Source organism: Vibrio vulnificus CMCP6 (assembly GCF_000039765.1).
Taxonomy (GTDB): domain Bacteria; phylum Pseudomonadota; class Gammaproteobacteria; order Enterobacterales; family Vibrionaceae; genus Vibrio; species Vibrio vulnificus_B.
This window is the reverse complement of record NC_004459.3, coordinates 2,469,859-2,489,312: the sequence shown is the minus strand read 5'-3', so window position 1 is coordinate 2,489,312 and position 19,454 is coordinate 2,469,859. Positions and strand designations below refer to the sequence as shown.

The 19,454-nt window shown below is 40.9% G+C and carries 22 protein-coding genes; all 22 read right to left on the bottom strand.

Annotated elements, in window-relative coordinates:
• Positions 1-30: 30 nt before the first annotated feature.
• Positions 31-480 (bottom strand): GyrI-like domain-containing protein, encoded by a 450-nt coding sequence (locus VV1_RS11610; protein ID WP_043921002.1) that lies wholly within the window; start codon positions 478-480, stop codon positions 31-33.
• Between the two features lie 134 nt (positions 481-614).
• The gene (locus VV1_RS11605; RefSeq protein ID WP_043921001.1) at positions 615-1,373 is read right to left on the bottom strand and encodes a restriction endonuclease; all 759 of its coding nucleotides are present in this window, start codon (positions 1,371-1,373) and stop codon (positions 615-617) included.
• 627 nt (positions 1,374-2,000) lie between these two features.
• Complete coding sequence (locus tag VV1_RS11600; protein WP_011080310.1) at positions 2,001-2,426, bottom strand: N-acetyltransferase; 426 nt, start codon at positions 2,424-2,426, stop codon at positions 2,001-2,003.
• A 156-nt stretch (positions 2,427-2,582) separates the two neighbouring features.
• Positions 2,583-3,374 carry a Cthe_2314 family HEPN domain-containing protein gene (locus VV1_RS11595; RefSeq protein WP_043921000.1) on the bottom strand — a complete coding sequence of 264 codons (792 nt, stop codon included), beginning with the start codon at positions 3,372-3,374 and terminating at the stop codon, positions 2,583-2,585.
• Positions 3,375-3,520: 146 nt separating this feature from the next.
• Positions 3,521-3,784: a hypothetical protein gene (locus VV1_RS23410; RefSeq protein WP_011080308.1), complete on the bottom strand. Its 264-nt coding sequence runs from the start codon at positions 3,782-3,784 to the stop codon at positions 3,521-3,523.
• Between the two features lie 783 nt (positions 3,785-4,567).
• Positions 4,568-5,089 (bottom strand): GNAT family N-acetyltransferase, encoded by a 522-nt coding sequence (locus tag VV1_RS11585; protein ID WP_011080307.1) that lies wholly within the window; start codon positions 5,087-5,089, stop codon positions 4,568-4,570.
• A 143-nt stretch (positions 5,090-5,232) separates the two neighbouring features.
• On the bottom strand, positions 5,233-5,886 hold the full coding sequence (locus VV1_RS11580; RefSeq protein ID WP_043920999.1) for a hypothetical protein: 654 nt from the start codon (positions 5,884-5,886) through the stop codon (positions 5,233-5,235).
• 183 nt (positions 5,887-6,069) lie between these two features.
• Positions 6,070-6,549 (bottom strand): GNAT family N-acetyltransferase, encoded by a 480-nt coding sequence (locus tag VV1_RS11575; RefSeq protein ID WP_011080305.1) that lies wholly within the window; start codon positions 6,547-6,549, stop codon positions 6,070-6,072.
• Between the two features lie 151 nt (positions 6,550-6,700).
• Entirely contained in the window at positions 6,701-7,108 is a 408-nt protein-coding gene (locus VV1_RS11570; RefSeq protein ID WP_193387253.1) for a hypothetical protein, read from the bottom strand.
• 635 nt (positions 7,109-7,743) lie between these two features.
• A complete protein-coding gene (locus VV1_RS11565) occupies positions 7,744-8,079 on the bottom strand; it encodes a hypothetical protein (RefSeq protein ID WP_011080303.1) in 336 nt (111 codons plus the stop codon).
• 1,192 nt (positions 8,080-9,271) lie between these two features.
• Entirely contained in the window at positions 9,272-9,613 is a 342-nt protein-coding gene (locus tag VV1_RS11560; RefSeq protein WP_043920998.1) for a hypothetical protein, read from the bottom strand.
• 149 nt (positions 9,614-9,762) lie between these two features.
• Positions 9,763-10,149: a hypothetical protein gene (locus VV1_RS11555; protein WP_011080302.1), complete on the bottom strand. Its 387-nt coding sequence runs from the start codon at positions 10,147-10,149 to the stop codon at positions 9,763-9,765.
• A gap of 1 nt (position 10,150) precedes the next feature.
• On the bottom strand, positions 10,151-11,119 hold the full coding sequence (locus VV1_RS11550; protein ID WP_011080301.1) for a hypothetical protein: 969 nt from the start codon (positions 11,117-11,119) through the stop codon (positions 10,151-10,153).
• 640 nt (positions 11,120-11,759) lie between these two features.
• On the bottom strand, positions 11,760-12,605 hold the full coding sequence (locus VV1_RS11545; protein WP_243742157.1) for a hypothetical protein: 846 nt from the start codon (positions 12,603-12,605) through the stop codon (positions 11,760-11,762).
• Between the two features lie 34 nt (positions 12,606-12,639).
• Positions 12,640-13,134 (bottom strand): GNAT family N-acetyltransferase, encoded by a 495-nt coding sequence (locus VV1_RS11540; RefSeq protein WP_011080299.1) that lies wholly within the window; start codon positions 13,132-13,134, stop codon positions 12,640-12,642.
• A gap of 633 nt (positions 13,135-13,767) precedes the next feature.
• Entirely contained in the window at positions 13,768-14,070 is a 303-nt protein-coding gene (locus VV1_RS11535; protein WP_011080278.1) for a type II toxin-antitoxin system RelE/ParE family toxin, read from the bottom strand.
• On the bottom strand, positions 14,058-14,315 hold the full coding sequence (locus VV1_RS11530; protein WP_005448240.1) for a type II toxin-antitoxin system Phd/YefM family antitoxin: 258 nt from the start codon (positions 14,313-14,315) through the stop codon (positions 14,058-14,060). Before VV1_RS11530 ends, VV1_RS11535 begins: the two co-directional genes overlap by 13 nt.
• 680 nt (positions 14,316-14,995) lie before the next feature.
• Positions 14,996-15,502 (bottom strand): GNAT family N-acetyltransferase, encoded by a 507-nt coding sequence (locus VV1_RS11525; RefSeq protein WP_043920996.1) that lies wholly within the window; start codon positions 15,500-15,502, stop codon positions 14,996-14,998.
• 146 nt (positions 15,503-15,648) lie between these two features.
• Complete coding sequence (locus tag VV1_RS11520) at positions 15,649-15,996, bottom strand: hypothetical protein (protein WP_043920995.1); 348 nt, start codon at positions 15,994-15,996, stop codon at positions 15,649-15,651.
• A 214-nt stretch (positions 15,997-16,210) separates the two neighbouring features.
• Positions 16,211-16,660, bottom strand: a complete 450-nt coding sequence (locus VV1_RS11515; RefSeq protein WP_133295512.1) for a hypothetical protein — start codon at positions 16,658-16,660, stop codon at positions 16,211-16,213.
• On the bottom strand, positions 16,639-17,514 hold the full coding sequence (locus tag VV1_RS11510) for a DUF6731 family protein (protein WP_011080297.1): 876 nt from the start codon (positions 17,512-17,514) through the stop codon (positions 16,639-16,641). Before VV1_RS11510 ends, VV1_RS11515 begins: the two co-directional genes overlap by 22 nt.
• A 1,045-nt stretch (positions 17,515-18,559) precedes the next feature.
• Positions 18,560-19,357: a hypothetical protein gene (locus VV1_RS11500; protein ID WP_043920993.1), complete on the bottom strand. Its 798-nt coding sequence runs from the start codon at positions 19,355-19,357 to the stop codon at positions 18,560-18,562.
• Positions 19,358-19,454: the final 97 nt, after the last annotated feature.

Genomic DNA, 19,454 nt, shown 5'->3' with positions numbered 1-19,454 from the left:
GTGTCGCACTTCAAACTTGATACTAAGTAACTACCTAACAGCAATAGAGATCTCGACTTCATGAGCGCTTTTATAGTATTCAAAGTCCGTTGTGTATGCGCGTTTGTAAAGGCAATTTTCAGAGCTAAAATAACTCCAGACTTTGCCCCAAAGATCTATAACTGCTTGTGGCATTTCACCGCTCGCAGCAAAAGTTACGTATTTTCCAGAGGTAACGTTCACTTTTACTGAGTCTGATAATATTTCTGGTGATAAAGTATCCGAACAAGCGATAACGTCAAAAGCCCCAGTAAAATCAGACTCATAGTTTGTGTAAATGCCAAAAACTTTTGATTTTTCATTCAATTTTGGCGCAGCATTTGCGTAAAACTTTGCCCAAAGCTCTCCAATTTTTGCAGTCGATGGATTTACTTCACCCGCGTTAGTTGTGCGAATGACGAAGCCCGTAGCCTCAAAGCCGTTTATTTCACTTATCTTCATTTTTCCTCCTAGTTACATAACGCCCTGTTAAGGTGTGAGCAACGCAATACCAAAGCTCCCGCATACCACCTTAAACACTAAACGCAACGCATAGTAAAAATGCCACGCGTTGCGAATCACTCTTAAACAGTTTGTTAGTTTTTTCCGTAACCCTTTAACCACTCAAGTAATTGCTCTTTGTCTGCCAAAGTTAAATCTAAATTCGTTGTTGCCTCATTCTCAATGAACTCTCTTGCTCCCGATGTAAAAGTAGATGTGGTTACGATGATTCCTACATTGCCGCCGGAACGAGAGTTTTTAACGCCATACAATGCTCTTACGATGTCTACTCCAACTTTATTGGTATCAGCATAATGCTTACATTCGATGATATATTTGGATCGTATACCGAGTTGGTCTTTATGGAACGCAATAACATCTTTGCCACCGTCTCTTGTACGTTTGGTTAACTCAACTTCAAAACCCTTATCTCGGAAAATTTCTGCAGTTACTTCTTCGAACTGACGAGGTTCTAAGTCAGTAAGCAAAGCAGGCTCAGCTTGTAAAGCTATAACTAATTCCGATACAGAACTATAAAGGTCGAAGAGGTCTCTAGCTGAATAAATTTCACGAATATATTCGATATCGGGTTCGTTAAGGGCAGTTGCGCCATCACATTTGTCGATTATGAAATTTATAAGACCAATAGGATACTCAGAAACTTCGAAAGCCAAGTTGATCGGGCGGGCGCAGTCGTCACATTCAAAAGCGCAGGATAATTCGTAAATCTCCTCGTCACCCATTGAGCGCTCACTGCCACCAAGACACTCACAGTCAAACTCATCTATCGGTATTTCTCCATAAGATGAACAACTTGAACACTCATATTCAATCTCACCAACGAACTGCCACATCCACATAACTCCAAGAAAAAACTAACGCCCTGTTAAGGGGTGAGCAACACAATACCGAAGCCGCCGCATACCACCTTAAACACCAATGCCAACGCATAGGAAAAATGCTACGCGTTGCGAATCCCTCTTGAACAGTTTGTTAGTTGCCAAGCCTAAGGCGGTGACTTGAAGTTTATTGAAACTTTGCCAACACCTATTTCTAGTGTTCTGAAACACTCAAATTAGGCGTAGTTTCAAAGCGCCTGTCACTGAAACCACTTGGAACATACAACGCCGTAGAAAACGGACTAACAACACCAAAAAGCCCTTTTGGACTGATAATTTAACCGAGCTGACTTTCAACAAGCTAATCAGCGTCTGAAACAGAAAAACCAAACCGTACAAGAAATCAAAGCACGATTTTCACAAACCCAAATAGCTAGAAATTGAAATACGAAAACCTAGCCAAAAACATACGGACATTAGCCCCAAACATTCTGCTTTAGGAACGTTTTTCCTCGTTGGCAACTAACGCCGCGTTAAGTGGTGAACAACGCCAACCACCAAACCTAAACCATTCTACCTTAAACACTTAAGCTAACTTGAACTGAAATCGCCAAGCGTTGTGAATCCGTCTTAAACGCCTTGTTATGTGCCCGAACTCATTGTGTACTCTGGGTGTCCCGTATGCTCGTCCAGTTGCTCACTGACGACTGCGAAACCTTGAGACAAATAGAACTGATAACTAGCCTGATTTTCCTTGTATACGGAAAGGCTCAAGATCGCCCTTTGAGCTTTGGCATGACTTAATAATTGCTTACCAATGCCTTTACCCTGAAATTGAGGAAATACGAATATAGCTGCCAAAGTATTTTCATACAGTGCATAAAAACCAACTGTTTTCGACTCGATTTCATAAACGAAAACTTCTGAAGCAGGAATGTAAATATTACGCATGCTCTCAACTTGAGATTCCCAGAAGTCCGCTGGGACGAAATCATGCGCTTTAACAGAGGCTTCAAGCCAGATTTCAAGAACCGAATCTAAGTCATGTGAATTGTACTTTCTTATCATTTTCGAACTCTAGATTTCCAAATTTATAGGGGCAACATAACGCCGCATTAAGGTGTGAGCAACGCTACCACAAAACTTAACCAGACCACCGTAAACACTAAACCCAACGATGGAATGAAAAATGCCATGCGTTGGGAATCACTCTTAAATGCTTTGTTAGCTATCTTTTTCGCAGTGCAGAGGAAAATGTTGCGACACTCCCATTGCAGAGCCACGTGATAATCTAAGGTGTGTATCACGATAATGGGCATAGCAATTATCAACTAAGTTGATTGTAGCTTTTAGTGCAACCTGTACCTCTTGCACAACTAGTTCACAAATTTTGTCACGGGAACTTTCATAAATACCGACTAAATCATAACCAGTATTGTCGATGACTTTGCCCTCCATCCATGACATGTTTTTGAACATCTGGTCGTCACCTGTATAAAGCTCACTAAAACCTTTATGAGCTCGGTCATTACGATCGGTCCTCAGTTCTTCACCAGTTTTATCTAAGATTATTAAGTCTTCAAGAATTTCTGGATGCTGAGTTTTAAGCGCCTTTTTCAGCTGCTTTATATTCAACTGAAAGTCGGAAAGACCAAGCTCCAAGACTTCATTCACAAAGTGGAAAGCTATATCTCGCAGACTGGAAAAACGAAATAGCGTCAAGTCTACGATAGATTTAAGCCAGTCGTATCTGTTTATATCTTGAACACTAGATTTCACTGGAACAGTCTCAACTCCAAGCATTTGAGGGATTACCCGTAAATCGATGAACTGCTGCTCAAGCATATTAAACCGAACATAAGTTAAATGTGCGTAAGCCATGTGTGGGTCAGCTTCAGAAAACTCTTGCCAATTTTGGTAAGGCAAGTCATGGAGAAAATAACAATTGATCGAATCATATAAGACCCCTTTGAAGCGAGAACCTTCCAAATCCCACCAATAATATTCATTCTTCATAGACACTCACAATTTCCGATTGATAGCTAACGCCGCATTAAGGGGTGAACAACGCATTCCACCCAAACTAAACCATTGTGCCGTAAACACTAAAGCCGATTCAAACCAAAACTGCCAAGCGTTGTGAATCCCTCTTGAATGCTTTGTTAGTTGCCAAACCTAAAGCTTTGATTTGAAATTGATTGCCGCTTTGCCAACACTGTCTTTGTGTGTTGTGAAAAACTCAAATCAGGCGCAGTTTCAAGGCGCCTGTCACTGAAACCACTTGGAACAAACAGCGCCGTAGAAAACGGGCTAACGACACCAAAAAGCTCATTTGAAAAGACAATATCACAGAGCTGACTTTCAACCAGTAAATCGGTTTCTGAAACAGAAAGTCCGACCACAAAAAACCAAAGCCTGATTTGCACAATCCTGAAAGACTAAAATTTGAAATACAAAACCGAGCCAGAAATGCACGAACATTAGCCCTAAACATTCTGCTTTAGCTGCGTTTTTCGCCTTGGCAACTAACGCCCAATTAAGGTGTGAGGCACGCAATACCGATGCTGCCGCATACCACCTTAACCACTAAAACCAACGCAAACCAAAAATGCCACGCGTGCCGAATCACTCTTAAATTGTTTGTTAGTACGCTGTTCCTGAACCTTCTGGTATGCACCAACATATTGAAATATAGCACGAAACTGTTGGCTTAAAACGCTGAAACTATAGGGACAACGGCCAAACTAGAACTCAACTTCAAACCGCAAATTGGCTAGAAGAAAAACGCGCCAAACTACCCCATTTTGACCAGTTTCAAATTAGCAAAGGATTCGGTCACCAAACTTTTACAACCACACCAACGTACAGAATTGAAGGCTAAAAAGCCAACAACACAAAAGAAGCCGCGCCCACGAAATAGCCAAAAAATTAGAAACCGTAAACGCTGAAGTCAAAGCGGAAACTCCGCATATAGTGCCACCGGAAAGAACGTGAAAGGCATGCCCGTGCAGGTGTAAAGCTAGGAAACGAAACCAATAAACACTGAAACTTTTAACCTTTGATGCCACCCCCGTACTAACGCCGCGTTAAGGGGTGAATGCCGCCTAAACCAAGTTTCCGCAGACCACTTTCACCACTAAAACTCACTGTATACCAAAAATGCCACGCGGCATGAATCCCTCTTTAACGCTTTGTTAGCCCTGTGCCGATTAGTACATATAACCTAACCAGTCCAAATGACCATTTGCCCACTCTTTGCCACTTACTGGTTTGATAAACAGATCGTCAATATGCTCAACTGCCACACCATAGTTTGTGTGTTCATTAAGCCGTAACCAAGAATGGATTGTCTCGACTTTGCTATAACCATGCTTCAGATAGAAGCCATCTAGTTCAGAGATTAGCATAATGAAATCAACCCCTTTTCCCTTTGCAAACGACGACACTTCAGAAAGCATAAGTGACCCAATGCCTTTACCTCGATATTGTCCTGCAACACAGAAATCAATGATACCCAAGACTTTATAAACTTCATCACCGACTTTCACGGCGCGATAATCTAACCCTAAATAGCCCACGAGCATGTCACCTTCATATTGCAAAGCACGCATATGAGGCAGTTGCTTGTAGTAGGATCGATTGGCTTGATGCTCAGGAAAAGACTGATTCCTCAAAGTCTCAATAGCTTTGTGTTGTGCTTCCGTTACATTAATTTCAAATACAATATCCATTGTTTTCCTCGAAAGGGCTAACGCCCAATTAAAGTGTGAAGCACGCGACCACAGACCTCAAATTGAACACCATAATCACTAAACTTGATTCAAACCCAAAATGGCAAGCGTGCTGAATCACTCTTAAATTGTTTGTTAGGCATTTACTGTTTTAGACGCTCAGCTTTACTGCGATCTGAAGCAAACGGTTCTAGTAACGGGAATTGACGTTCACAACAGTAAGCCAACTTTTTGTAAATATTTTCATCTCCCGTCGTGTGAGTCGCCATACACAAGTACACATTTCCAGTTTCTTGAGCTGAAAAGACTAACCATTCTCCCGTCATCCGTTTTTCATCGCTACGGGTTTCAATCGCACCTTCAAAGGCATTGTGTAATAAGTTATTGATATGATGTTGCTCTATAAGACTCCCTTGTTCACCCATAGATTTATCCCAGATATTCTTAAAATTACGTCTGTGTTCATTTTGAATATTATGAATTAAATAATGTGCTGAAAAGTAGTGCTGATGCCAAAGAGGGAATAAAGGGGCATGTTTGAATTGAGTAGCTTGCTTTGTGTAACCTTCAACGTCTGTCCGTTCAAGACGCTCAATTTGTTCAATGATGCTTCTCGGGTCGATACCATTTAACTCTAGATTCATCAGCAAATCGACCACAAGAATTTCAGAATAACGATTAGGAATTAATTCATCCAAACCGTAGTCTCTAACAAAGTTAGTCCTTTTTTTACCGTCAACTCTCACTGTTTCACCATTAACCACAACATCTATGTTTAAAGACCGAAACTGATTCATGTTAATTACCTTTAATTTTAAGATCATAGAACATGGTCACAAAGCGTTCTATCCCAAGAAATGCCTAACGCCGCGTTAAGGGGCGCAGGCACGCACTACAAACGTGACCGCATCACACCTTAACCACTAAACCCGACGCAAATTGAAAATGCCACGCGTGCCAAGTCCCTCTTTAACGCTTTGTTAGGCGCGCAGCTGTAATTGGTAAAAATCGGTTTCATCGTGCTTCGGATTAGCGCAACAATATACCCAACCATTACGCTTATAGAACCTTAACGCCCTTGCGTTCGTTCTACTCACGGAAAGCACAGCACGATCACAACCAGCTCGTGCTAATTCTGTTTCGATGTAGACCTGAACTTGCTGGCTCAAACCAGAACCGCGAACTTCAGGCAACAAGTAAACCAAATGAACATAACCGGTCTCTGGCTCGGGTGAAAAGGAACGAAACTCTAACTGCCCTACCAATTTTCCATCCAACCAGATATGGATGTAAAACCAACCTGCTTCAGATTGCCTTTCTTGGATTCGTTCTCGATAACCTGCTATGAAATCATCAAAACCCGAAAAGGTCTCGAAACTGCAATAGTAAGCATCCTTTCGAGCAGCTACGCAAAAATCATAATCTTGCGCCAAATTGATCACTCTAAATTCTACGTTCATCCCTAATCCTAAAGTGAATAGCGCCTAACGCTGCGTTAAGGGGTGAATGCCGCCTAAACCAGCTTTCCGCAGACCACTTTCACCGCCAAAACTCACCGCATGCCAAAAATGCCACGCGGCATGAATCCCTCTTAAACGCCTTGTTATGTAGCTAGTCAGCGCCACCAAAATCAAGAAAGTTTACTCCACCGGAACTATCTAGAGTCGTGTTCGTAACACTACATTTAGGTGCTGAATTTACCTCTGCATATAACAGGTAGCTTTCAAACGATGGAACTTCCGACACGTTAAATAAGATCTCTCCGACAGACTTTTGAAACTCTAACAAGTCACCCAAGTCTTCTTGTAACTCGATAGTCAACTCTTTACTGTAAGGCAACAACATGCCATAAGAAACTGACCTATAGAACTGGTCATCACTACGCTTAATCTCACTCAATGCCCAACTAATTTCCTGAAACGAATAGACGAGCTTTTTCCCAAACTTAGCACACAGTTTAGGAGCTACATCTTTAGCAACTGACTGAACATAAGACTTTTTATTCAAAAAGTTAAGCACACCGTATCTCCTTGCTACATAACGCCGCATTAAGGGGTGAACAACGCTACCACCTAACCTAAACCATTGTGCCGTAAACACTAAAGCCAATTCAAACCAAAATTGCCAAGCGTTGTGAATCCCTCTTGAATGCTTTGTTAGTTGCCAAGCTCAAGGCTAGGATCTGGAGTTTATTACCGCTTTGCCAACACTAGCTTTACGTGTTTTGGAACACTCGAATCAGGCGTAGTTTCAAAGCGCCTGTCACTGAAACCACTTGGAACATACAACGCCGTAGAAAACGGGCTAACAACACCAAAAAGCTCTTTTGGACAGATATAATTTAACCGAGCTGACTTTCAACACCCAAATAAGCTTACGAAACAGAAAATCCAATCACACAAGAAACCAAAACTCGATTTTCACAAACCCAAATAGTTAGAAATTGAAATACGAAAACCTAGCCAAACACACGAACATTAGCCCTTAACATTCCGCTTTAGGTACGTTTTTCCTCGTTGGCAACTAACGCCGCGTTAAGGGGTGAGTGCCGCTCAAACCAACTTCCAGCAGACCACTTTCACCGCCAAAACTCACCGCATACCAAAAATGCCACGCGGCATGAATCCCACTTGAACGCCTTGTTATATGCGTGCCTATTGTTTATCTAGACTTGATCTGGGAAAAGATAGAGGGATTGTAAATTTTATCCGCGATGAGTACACATCTGTGAAACTGCCATTTTTACCCAAAGAAAGACCCAAAACTGATATTTTCGCATCTCCTTCAGATACCTCTTCAGTAGTAATTGCGACGTCGAAAGTAACATTCTGCATGAAAGTTCCATTTTGAGACAATGGATCATTGCGAGAAAAGCTGGTAATTGGAAGCTCGTTTACTTTAACGCCATATTCGGGACTACTATTTTGAGCATCATAAACACCCTTCGATATCATCAATAATGTCTTTGTTACAAATTTATCTAGTTCCATAAAGCACCTTTAGTTTAGTGGACATAATTAGCATATAACGCCGCGTTAAGGGGTGCAGGCACGCAATACAAAAGCTACCGCACAGTGCCGTAACCACCGAACTCAACGCAAACTGAAAATGCCACGCGTGCCAAATCCCACTTAAACGCTTTGTTATGCTTAAGCTTCAACGCCCACATTTTTACCAAAACCAAGATTAACTCGGCTAGGATTAGCTAACAAAAGGTAAAACCTAAAAAACTGAAATAACTCATAATTTTTGAAAATCAGACTTTGAAATTTGGTTGCTAAAAATCAAAAACCTAAGATCAAATTGCTGATTGAGCCAGCCACCCTAACCTCGCGCTTACCTGAAAATTGATTGAGGCAATTCTCTGAATTTTCAGCGCCAAAGAATAAGAGTCCGAAAAGCAGCGCCCAATTAAGTCAACTTGCCGACTAGCTCGAAGCTAATCAGCCGAGGGAACAAAGAAAAACCATAAACCACTGATTTTGCGCGATTAAGCATAACGCCGCGTTAAGTGGTGAGCAACGCGGCCACCAAACTTAAGGCATTGAGCCGTAAACACTAAAGTTGAAACAAACTGAGAATGCCAAGCGTTGGGAATCCGTCTTAAACGCTTTGTTATATTTATATTGGTGGAGATTTATGGTTTGGGGCAAAGATGCCCCAACCAAAGGTTACAAAAAAAGCACCAACAATAAAGCCGAAGCCCTAATTATTGCAGCAACATCAATTGAAACCACTATATTTCGAGTTTTAACAGTAAACATAAAGTTCGCCTGATAATTCTCGAGCCGACTCAAGAGTTAATCCTGATATTTTACGTGAGTGGCCGTCACGCGCTGAATAAGGTTTTGCAATCCTTACCAACGATTATTTGCTCTCAGTTGCAGTGAAAGCAGCAAAGTGTGCAACCATTCAACATAACTATCATCAACAGTCGCCTGACCATCTAAGATGCGAATGCACTTCTAGCAAAAAGAGCCTTGCCCAAGTTGCGTGTTCTGATTATAACTACACACATACATAAGCATCAAATGGATTATGGAAATACGTGGATAAATATAACGCTGCGTTAAGGGGTGAATGCCGCCTAAACCAGCTTTCCGCAGACCACTTTTACTACCAAAACTCACCGCATGCCAAAAATGCCACGCGGCATGAATCCCTCTTGAACGCCTTGTTAGCTTAAATTATGTAGCACCAAGCCACACCGCCCCAAAACAGAATATTCAGAGTCCAAACCATAGCGCTTTGAACTGGAAGCATATGAAAAATTAGCTGGGGACATGCCTTAAGCTCACTTGGAGAGAACAGCATCTGAGGCTGAAAGTCCCAACTAGTCGCTAAGCAAACACCTCTTTTGAATCTAGGATGATTCACCAAATATTCCGCATAGGATGAGTAAATTGTCCATAAACCCAAAAGGCCAAATAACTCGATTGCAGAAATCACTTCCAAACTAAAGGGCAATAGTGAAGGGCCACCAATGAGCAAAATCGCCGCAAAGACCCATTTTTTGTTTCTCATTACACATCCTTGTTAATGATTTAAGCTAACGCCCTGTTAAGGTGTGAGCAACGCAATACCGATGCTTCCGCATAGCACCTTAAACACTAAACGCAACGCATAGCAAAACTGCCACGCGTTGCGAATCACTCTTAAACAGTTTGTTAGTTTTATTCTCTACGTTCTTTGGGAACATAATTCCAGTGGTCTTCTCGATATAAGGCTCCCATCAGGGCACTAAACTTACCTATACTAATTTCATCTTGCTTCGCTATGTCGACCACCTCATCTGCATAGCCACCTTCAGGTCTTGCGATAAGAATAAAAGCACCTTGCCCAACTTTATCTGGCTTCTGAAAATAGTTCGTAAGCAAATACCTATAGTCGTCTGCCGCATGTAGAACTATATCTGAGAGTCCATCAGTACGTCGGATACGATAGATAAAATCGTTGTCGTTCTGAGGATGATCGATTCTCTGCCAATCTCGCACTTTCGTATGTTCGTCAAGTGCCTTTTGTAGAAAGCGGGGAATTGTATAGTGAAGATTTCGCCCCATACTAAAGTACCTTCTTGGTTGAATGAATTTTTAGCATAAACTCTTCATAAGACTTCACTTCCAGTTCAGAAAAAACTGTAGCGTGAAGAGTTAAACCAAACTTGCCCTTAAAACGATTTTTAAGCTCAGTTATATAAGCTGAAAATGACCTTACTTGCTCTATTGAAGAATCATTAGTTTTTATAACAATATCGACATCTATTTTTTCCTCTCCGTACAACGCACTTCCAAAAATCAGGATATTTTCAATTCTAGCTTTCTCAGCGAGAGTTTCATTGCGTAACCAGTAAGAGTATTTGTCTACGTTGTTATGTTTTTTTGCACAATAAGAAAAAATTAAATCGGCAAATGATTGGGGAAACTGGTTATTTGAATAGTCAAATTCCGGATCTTCACAGTGTTTCTTAAATGCTTCAATATGAGACTTAATGTCAGACACTGTAACTTGTTCGCTTTGACTAAACTCAGATACAGAATCTAAGATATTACGGATTTTATCGTTATTCGGAACTATTTGGGTTTTCTTTAACTCTTCCCACAGCGACATATCATGACGTAAGTCGCCAGTACTGCCTGAGCCTGAGTTTGGGCCAAATGTCATAAAAATGCGTCTATTTTCATCTAACAACGGCCTGATAGCAGAAGCAGCTTTTCTCAAACTTTTGTAAGTTACTACCTTATCGAGGTCACGGTGATAGTATTTTAAATAAAATAGTCCACAAGAAATCAATACAAAAATAAAGCCTAGAAATACAAAAAACGTGTCCGCTCCCGAACTCAAGGATAACTTTACGTACCACTCAGGTGAAAGAACCTCAATACTGGAGCCCAATTGAACTACTCTTTGATACCCCAGTAAAGATAACCCTGCGACAAGTAGCGCCCATATGAACTTAGTTTCAAAATTTGGGTTTAGTATTCTGTTTAATTTTTCTAATGCAATACTTTTTAAAGTCAATGTCGTACTCATATGTCTCCTGATAAAACTAACGCCCTGTTAAGGGGTGAGCAACGCAATACCGAAGCCGCCGCATACCACCTTAACCACTAAATTCAACGCATAGTAAAAATGCCACGCGTTGCGAATCCCTCTTGAACAGTTTGTTAAACGCACATATCACGCGCTTAATTAAATATTGCTCCACGACCTTCTTGAACTGATAGTTCACCGTACTCTATAGCTTGGTTTACTTTTTTGTAAGGCAAATACACGACAATAGAATAGCCAGAATTATGATCAAGATTAACGGCTATTGCATCTGAAGCCTTACCTGAAGGAAGCATAATACGAACATCGTAAACTACCGCGGTGGTGCTATATTGTCGATTTGCAGCTGCTTTAAGAAAGGCAGCACCGAGTCAAATAAGTGTTGGGTGTCTTCTTTCCCTTTCCCCAAATTGCCTCCAAAACAAAATGAACTAAAACATAACAGCAAAGCTATCAAACTCAATTTCACCTGATTAGCCTCCATATGTCGTTTAACGCCGCGTTAAGGTGTGAGCAACGCTACCACAAAGCTCAACCAAGCCACCGTAAACACAAAACCCAACGATGGAATGAAAAATGCCATGCGTTGGGAATCACTCTTAAATGCTTTGTTATGTTCGGACTAAATGCATAACTCTTTTTTCACATTAAGCCGATAAACTTTATACAATTCTTTATAGTTATCAATGATCTGAAATAGCTCCCTCATAGCGACATCATATTTTTTAGATCCCTCGAAGTCATCCCAACTTCCAGCTCTGTCACAGTTCCATTGAGGATGTAAACATAACCAAAAATCATCACCTCTCCCTGGACCATAAGCATCAAAGTTACAGACAAAAAACTCGTCCAGTTGACGTGTTACTGGCTTTAATTGATTGAGAGATGATGCTATGGGTTCCAGTACGAATTCAGTTTTAACCTTTCCAATTTCATACATAAAGTCCGTGAGCGGCTTAACTTTACTATAAAAATAGGCATGATTTACTTCTACACCCTCAAAGAAGCGCATTAAGTATTCGTCGTCCAGTATATTATCGAGGTGCTCGAATAAAGCCTTGTCATGCTCAATGGCTTGTTTATTAACTTCAATCTTGCCATTCACCTCAATTTTAGTTTTTTCTCTTTGTAGCAATATGTTGTGAATCAACCCAAAGGCAATTAGGACAACGCCGATAAGGGAATCGTATGGACCTAAAATTCTAATATTAAATTGAGTTTCCAAGAACGCATTGATAATACTTTGCACTAATGAAGTCGATGTCAGGCCGATACCGGCAATGACTACAGCCCAAGTTACTTTGTTTGAGAACTCAGGGAAGAATAACCTGAATACTTTCTCAATTTTTTCCCAATTAATGTTCAATTTACCTCCTAGAACATAACGCCGCGTTAAGGGGTGAACAACGCCACCGCCTGACCTAAACCATTGTGCCATAATCACAAAAGCCAAACTTTGAACCAACACTGCCAAGCGTTGAGAATCCCTCTTGAACGCTTTGTTATGTGCGTGCTAAACGGTAGCGCCTTACAGTGCCCTCGTTTTCGCTTGTGTAGTTGCCAAGATACTCACCGCCACAGTTTTCGATAACCTTTTGGGACGCTGGATTGTCAATTGAACAAGTAACAATAACTGAGTCAGTGACAACATGGTCTCGCACCCAAACGAGGAGAAATGAAGCTACACCTTTACCACGAGCTGACGGTTTAGTTTCGTAGCCAACATGCCCAATGACATTTTCTACGTTGGCGTTAGTACCTTTACGAACTCGAATAGCGCCTAAGATTTCAGAGTCAGATACGCAATAATAAGTTGTGCTGGGTAAATACCCGCTTGGTAACTCAGAAGTTGCCTTAGAGCGTTCAACCAAACCTAATAAATAAGCTTCAGGATCTTGCTCAACGCTGGAATATTTAAGGATACCCGACTCCAAACATTCTTTCGCGTACCTCACTAATATCGGAGCTAAATCTGGACTCGCTTCTACTACTTCCATGTCAATTTTCCTCAAAAGCACATAACGCCGCGTTAAGGGGTGCAGGCACGCAATACAAAAGCTACCGCACAGTGCCGTAATCACCGAACTCAACGCAAACTAAAAATGCCACGCGTGCCAAATCCCACTTGAACGCTTTGTTATGCTTAAGCTTCAACGCCCACATTTTTACCAAAACTAAGATTAACTCGACTAGGATTAGCTAACAAAAGGCAAAACCTAAAAACTGAAATGACTCATAATCTTTGAAAATGAGACTTTGAAATTTGGCAGATAAAACTCAAAAACCTACTATCAAATTGCTGATTGAGCCAACTGCCCTAACCTCGAGCTTACGCGAAAACTGATTGAGGCAACTCTCTGAATTTCCAGCGCCAAAGAATAAGTGTCCGAAAAACAGCGCTCACAGAAGCCAACTTGCCGACAAGCACAAAACCAATCAGCCGAGGGAATAAAGAAAAACCATAAACCTCTGATTTTACGTGATTAAGCATAACGCCCTGTTAAGGTGTGAGCAACGCAATACCGAAGCCACCGCATGTCACACCTTAAACACTAAACCTAACGCATAGTAAAAATGCCACGCGTTGCGAATCACTCTTAAACAGTTTGTTAGCCGTTCATTCCCAAAGGTTATTGCTTGCTCAATAGGAACTTACGCAAGTCTCTCTCAGCACGCATAACAAACAAAATAAATACTTTGTCGCCGTCTTGTTTATAGAAAATACGGCACGGATTAACTACAACTTCACGATAACTTAGATGTTCTAGTTCAGGCGGAATGCGACCCGATTCAGGGAAAGCCTCTAAGCGCTCGACTTTAGAAAAGATCGCTTGAACCAATTGTTTTGCAGCTACGATATTTTCAAGTGCGATGTATTCAGCGATATCATTGAGGTCGGATAGCGCTGGCTCAGTCCAGATTATTTCAGCCATTTTGACATTTTGTCCTTGGCTTCATCGTGACTCACCACTTTACCGTCAGCTAATGCACGTTCACCTCGTGCAATCCCCTCAAGAATCGCTAAACGATTTTGCATAAACTCGTAATCATCAACATCAACCAGATATGCCGATGGCTTACCATGTTCGGTAATTAACACTGGTTCTTTAGTGTCGTGGAGATCGGCAAGGATCTTTGTTGCTTGGCGTTTGAGTGATGTAACTAGTTCTACTTTCATGAGAGCTGCTCCAAAGAAATACTAAAGTGATACTATTCTATCACTTTGAGTATAGCAAGCTCCATGACGGCTAACGCTGCGTTAAGGGGTGAGTGCCGCCTAAACCAACTTTCCGCAGACCACCTTCACCACCAAAACTCACCGCATACCAAAAATGCCACGCGGCATGAATCCCTCTTGAACGCCTTGTTATGCTTAAACTTCAATGGGTTACGTTTTAATAGAACCAAGATTAACTCGACTTTGATTTACACACAAAAGCCAAAACACAGAAAACCGAAATGAATCATAGTTTTGATAATCAGGCTCGGAATTTTGGCAAATCTGGTTTGAAGTTTGAAAACCTAGAAATGGATTTCTGATTGAGCCAACCGCCCTAACCTCGCGCTTGCCCGAGAATTGATTGAGGCAATTCTCAGAGTTTTTAGCGCCAAAGAATAAGTGTCCGAAAAACAGCGCTCAAAAAAGCCAACTTGCCGACGAGCACAAAACTAAAAAGCTGAGGGAACAAAGAAAAACCATAAACCACTGATTTTACGTAATTAAGCATAACGCTGCGTTAAGGGGTGAATGCCGCCTAAGCCAACCTTCCGCAGACCACTTTCACCACTAAAACTCACTGCAAACCAAAAATGCCACGCGGCATGAATCCCTCTTGAACGCCTTGTTATGTAACAATTTTACGCATATTTGTAGACATGGTCTGCGTACAAATGACCACCAATTTCATAAGCTTGAGGCACTATCCTATCGAGCACAAAACCCACTTTTGTAAGTACCTTTTCGGAACCAATGTTGCCCTCGGTGACAACTGCACTGTATTTATCGATGCCGAACTCTGACATTGAATAATTTATGAGGGCTTGCAGTGACTCTGTACCATACCCGAGCCCATGATATTCGGGTAAAAACATAAACCCAACTTCAGCAACAGAATCGTTAACACAAAAACCTGTTATACCTACTGCTTTATTCGTTGTGGACTCGACAACAACTAAACATAACCAATGCTCCGAATCTACAAACCAAGGTGCTAATCGAGATTTAAATTTACTCTCAATTTCTAACTTTGGCAGTTCATCGAAACAGAGCGAAATGACACTTGGGTTTGTATGGAGTTGTAGAAATAAAGACAAGTCATTTCCCGATAATGGCTTCATCCGTAGCCTTTCAGATATTACTTCCATTTAGCCAAACTCTCCTTGTTACATAACGCTGCGTTAAGGGGTGAGTGCCGCCCAAACCAGCTTTCCGCAGACCACCATCACCACCAAAACTCACCGCATACCAAAAATGCCACGCGGCATGAATCCCTCTTTAACGCTTTGTTAGCTTACTGAGACGTTGCGTTTTTTCTCATCCTGTAGAGAGAAAATGCGCCTAGCAATAAACTTGGCGTATACCAAGCCATTGAACTCACACTGTACTTGTTAACTACGACATAAACCAAGTTTATGACCAGCGTAATTTCACAAGTTACATAGGCAATGAAAAACGCCTTTGACCAATCAGCAAACTTCTCTGCCGTCGATAGAAACCAAGTTTGTTGATCTAGGATAAACGACAGCGACACAAAGAAGGAAACCATTACTGCTACAAGCCTAAAACTCTCAGTTTCCATCATGTCTAACGCAAAATTGAACAGAAAACTGGTCACCAACACAACATTGAAGTTAGACATTATTAATACCGATATCACTCATAGAAATGATGAAATAATAACAAAATGCTAATACTCTGAGTCTGCTTATAGTATTACTGCTTGCGAGTAAGCTAACGCCCAATTAAGGTGTGAAGCACGCTGCCACGACATTTCATTTGAACACCGTAAACACTGAACCGAACCCAAACCAAAAATGCCAAGCGTGCTGAATCACTCTTGAATTGTTTGTTAGCTAACTTTTGCTTGGTTGGTGCTTAATGATTTTGAGCATGATCGTCGTCACCCTAATGAAAGCAAATGACGCTGCAATTGAAATAAAAATCCAAACAACCCCGTACCAAAGTTTACTAGTACTACAAAAGTAGCCAACCATTGCTAAGACACAAAAGCCAAAGCATAGCCAAATAGCTTCACCAAGGTAAGAGGCTAAATCTTGAGCATAAGCTGTACTTCGGATCCTATTCATTACAGGCGTATCTAAAGTCATAAGCAATGTTTTTGCTGTAGCTAAAAAGCCAGTAAGTATGGCTCCAATTGTTAGAGATGCTGACAAAATGTCGTTCCCTACTGGAAACGACATTTTGAAATAGAACCACGCAAAGCTGGCACCTGAAGCCAAAACATATGGATATGATTTTTCAACATATAAGTGCATAAAAATTAACCCATTATTTTTTTCCAACCGCGTCGTGCCCTTTCGAGAGCTTTATATCTCGCATCTCTGGGCCAACGTTTATCGTTGCCTACAGGGATATCAGTAAAGTTTCGGCACAAACGCTCTTCAATTAAGTCTAAAACTTGCAGTTTTTCATCGACGCCCGAGCTAACAACTCCTGCACGCAATTTACCTACTGCATCAGGATTTTTCTCTGCAAGTTTTTTCATTTTTGTCGCAGTATCGTCGATAAACTTTGAAAGAAAACGCTTCTTCTCTCTGCCTGCTGTGATAGTAATTTCAATCTTCGACGCATTTGACTTGTCACCCAACTCAATTGCACTGCCTAATGCTGTCTTTGAGTCTCGATCCTTATCGCTTAACAGCCTAGGATCGATTGCCAAGGTTAGCGACTTAGTCGCTTTCCTAGATGTAAACTTGCGATCCACATCATCATCGTACTTGGCTTGAAGCTCATATTGATTATCAGGGTTCCCACTATAAACACTGAAGTAATCCTCTATAGCAGAATACCGAACCCCATGATGGTTATACTGAAGTAAAATGTAACTGCGCTTAGGGCAGTACATTAATGCAGTTTCCTCACAAAAAACTTCACCCGCCTTAAAGTCAAAGCCTAAAACCTTTGTCTTTCTCGAACCTTTACCAGGTCCATGAACATCACGAAATTTCACAAAGTCTAGATGCCATACACCGTCAACCTTCTCAATATGTTCTACTCGAATCTCGTGTTGACCAATTGTTCTAACACGGTCCTCGATATCATCAGCGAGTATATCGTTTAAAACGTCCTCTAAGTCATCAGTTTTGTCGTTTAGTCCAACAATACCAAATGCATGAACTCGAAAATTACCTGCCATCTATATTTCCTTACTACATATTATTATTCTTACGTTGGTTAGCTAACGCCGCATTAAGGGGTGAAAAACGCTTACCCCCAATTTAAAATTGAACAAAGTACACACAAAAATGGATTCAAACCGCAAATGCCACGCGTTTTGAATCCCTCTTAAATGCCTTGTTATATGCAAGGTTCAGACTAGTGGCAATGTACTGTGCCTGTACTATTGTCTTTGTGGCAACATTGACCAGGTGGTGAACTCTTACGACACCCTCCGCCATGAGCTAGGACAGAATTACTCACAAACAATGTAGCCAACAATAAAATTAAGACTCTCATTATATTTCCTTATTATCTCCGTTGTATTTCGCAAGCCAATGTTCTGCTTTGAACAGACTCGACAAGTTTAGTGATAATAAGAATGACAATAAGCAACTGAGGTCACATAAATCATAAATTTAGCTTAATGTCTATGTTTCAGAGCTGCACTGCATATAACGCCGCATTAAGGGGTGAACAACGCCACCACCCAACCTAAGCTATTGTGCCGTAAACACTAAAGCTGATTCAAACCAAAACTGCCAAGCGTTGTGAATCCCTCTTGAATGCTTTGTTAGTTGCCAAACCTAAAGCTTTGACTTGAAGTTAATTACCACTTTGCCAACACTTGCTTTACGTGCTTTGAAAAACTCAGTTCAGGCGCAGTTTCAAAGCGCCTGTCACTGAAACCACTTGGAACACGCAACGCCGTAGAAAACGAACTGACAACACCAAAACGCTCATTTGAAAAGACAATGTCACAGAGCTGACTCTCAACTAGTGATTCGGTTTCTGAAACGAATCCAACCACAAAAGAAACCTGAGAACGATTTTCACAAACCCGAACGATTTAAAATTGAAGTACGAAACCCCACCAAAAACACACTGACTTTAACTCTAAACATTCTGTTTAAGCTGCGTTTTCCTCGTTGGCAACTAACGCCGCATTAAGGTGTGAGCGACGCTTGGCTATACTTGAGCGAAGCGAAACCGCCAAGCGTTGCGAATCACTCTTAAATGCTTTGTTATTCTGCGATTTCTGCTTCCATTTTTGAGTTTAAATAAGCTTGAAAGCGATTGAAATCCTCTTTCACTTCGTTTAGTAAGTCTTCTTCATCAGAAAACAACTCGCCTATTTTTTCATTCAACCCTTTGACAATCATTGAGTCGGTATATGGATGAAAATCGACTACCAAATAAGCACTTCCTTTATCTTTAACTTTAAATAGCCCCATAGCTTTCATCGCTATAAACGAAGCAAATGCATAATCTTTGTCCATTTCCATCGCTTCTACTAATTCTCCGTCAAATTCAAATATCATTTTGTGACGATAGAAAAAGTTGATAGTAAACAATGTTAGTAATCCGTTGTAAGATAACCTACTAATAAAGTCATTTATAAACCCCTCGGATAGCTCGTCAGATACATTCCCGACAATATTTGAAGGTGGAGCACTTAACTCCAAATTTTTAACTAAATCATGAGTTTCAGAAACTCTGGATTCTACTTTTTCAATGGCCTTTGGGATACCTCGAACAGTTTCCGATAATTGATTAGTAGACGAAGAAAGACTTTCTGATGTCAAAGATAGTTTACTACTTGAAGTCTCCAGCAACGTTAAACTCGACGTAAGAGATGAGTTTGAATACATAGAATAAATGATAGCTATAATAGCTAAACCTAGTGAAAACACAGTAAGTGCAAAAGATATGTAATCTTTCAATCCTTCTATTGTCGACCACTCTACGGTAACTAACAGTACAATTATCGTTAAAAGAATTGTTAGAATATAAAATGAGTGGATTTTGTACTTTTCTTCCATTATTTCCTCGAAGTTTCTTAAGCTGAATAACGCCGCATTAAGGGGTGAACAACGCCACCACCTAACCTAAACCATTGTGCTGTAAACACTAAAGCCG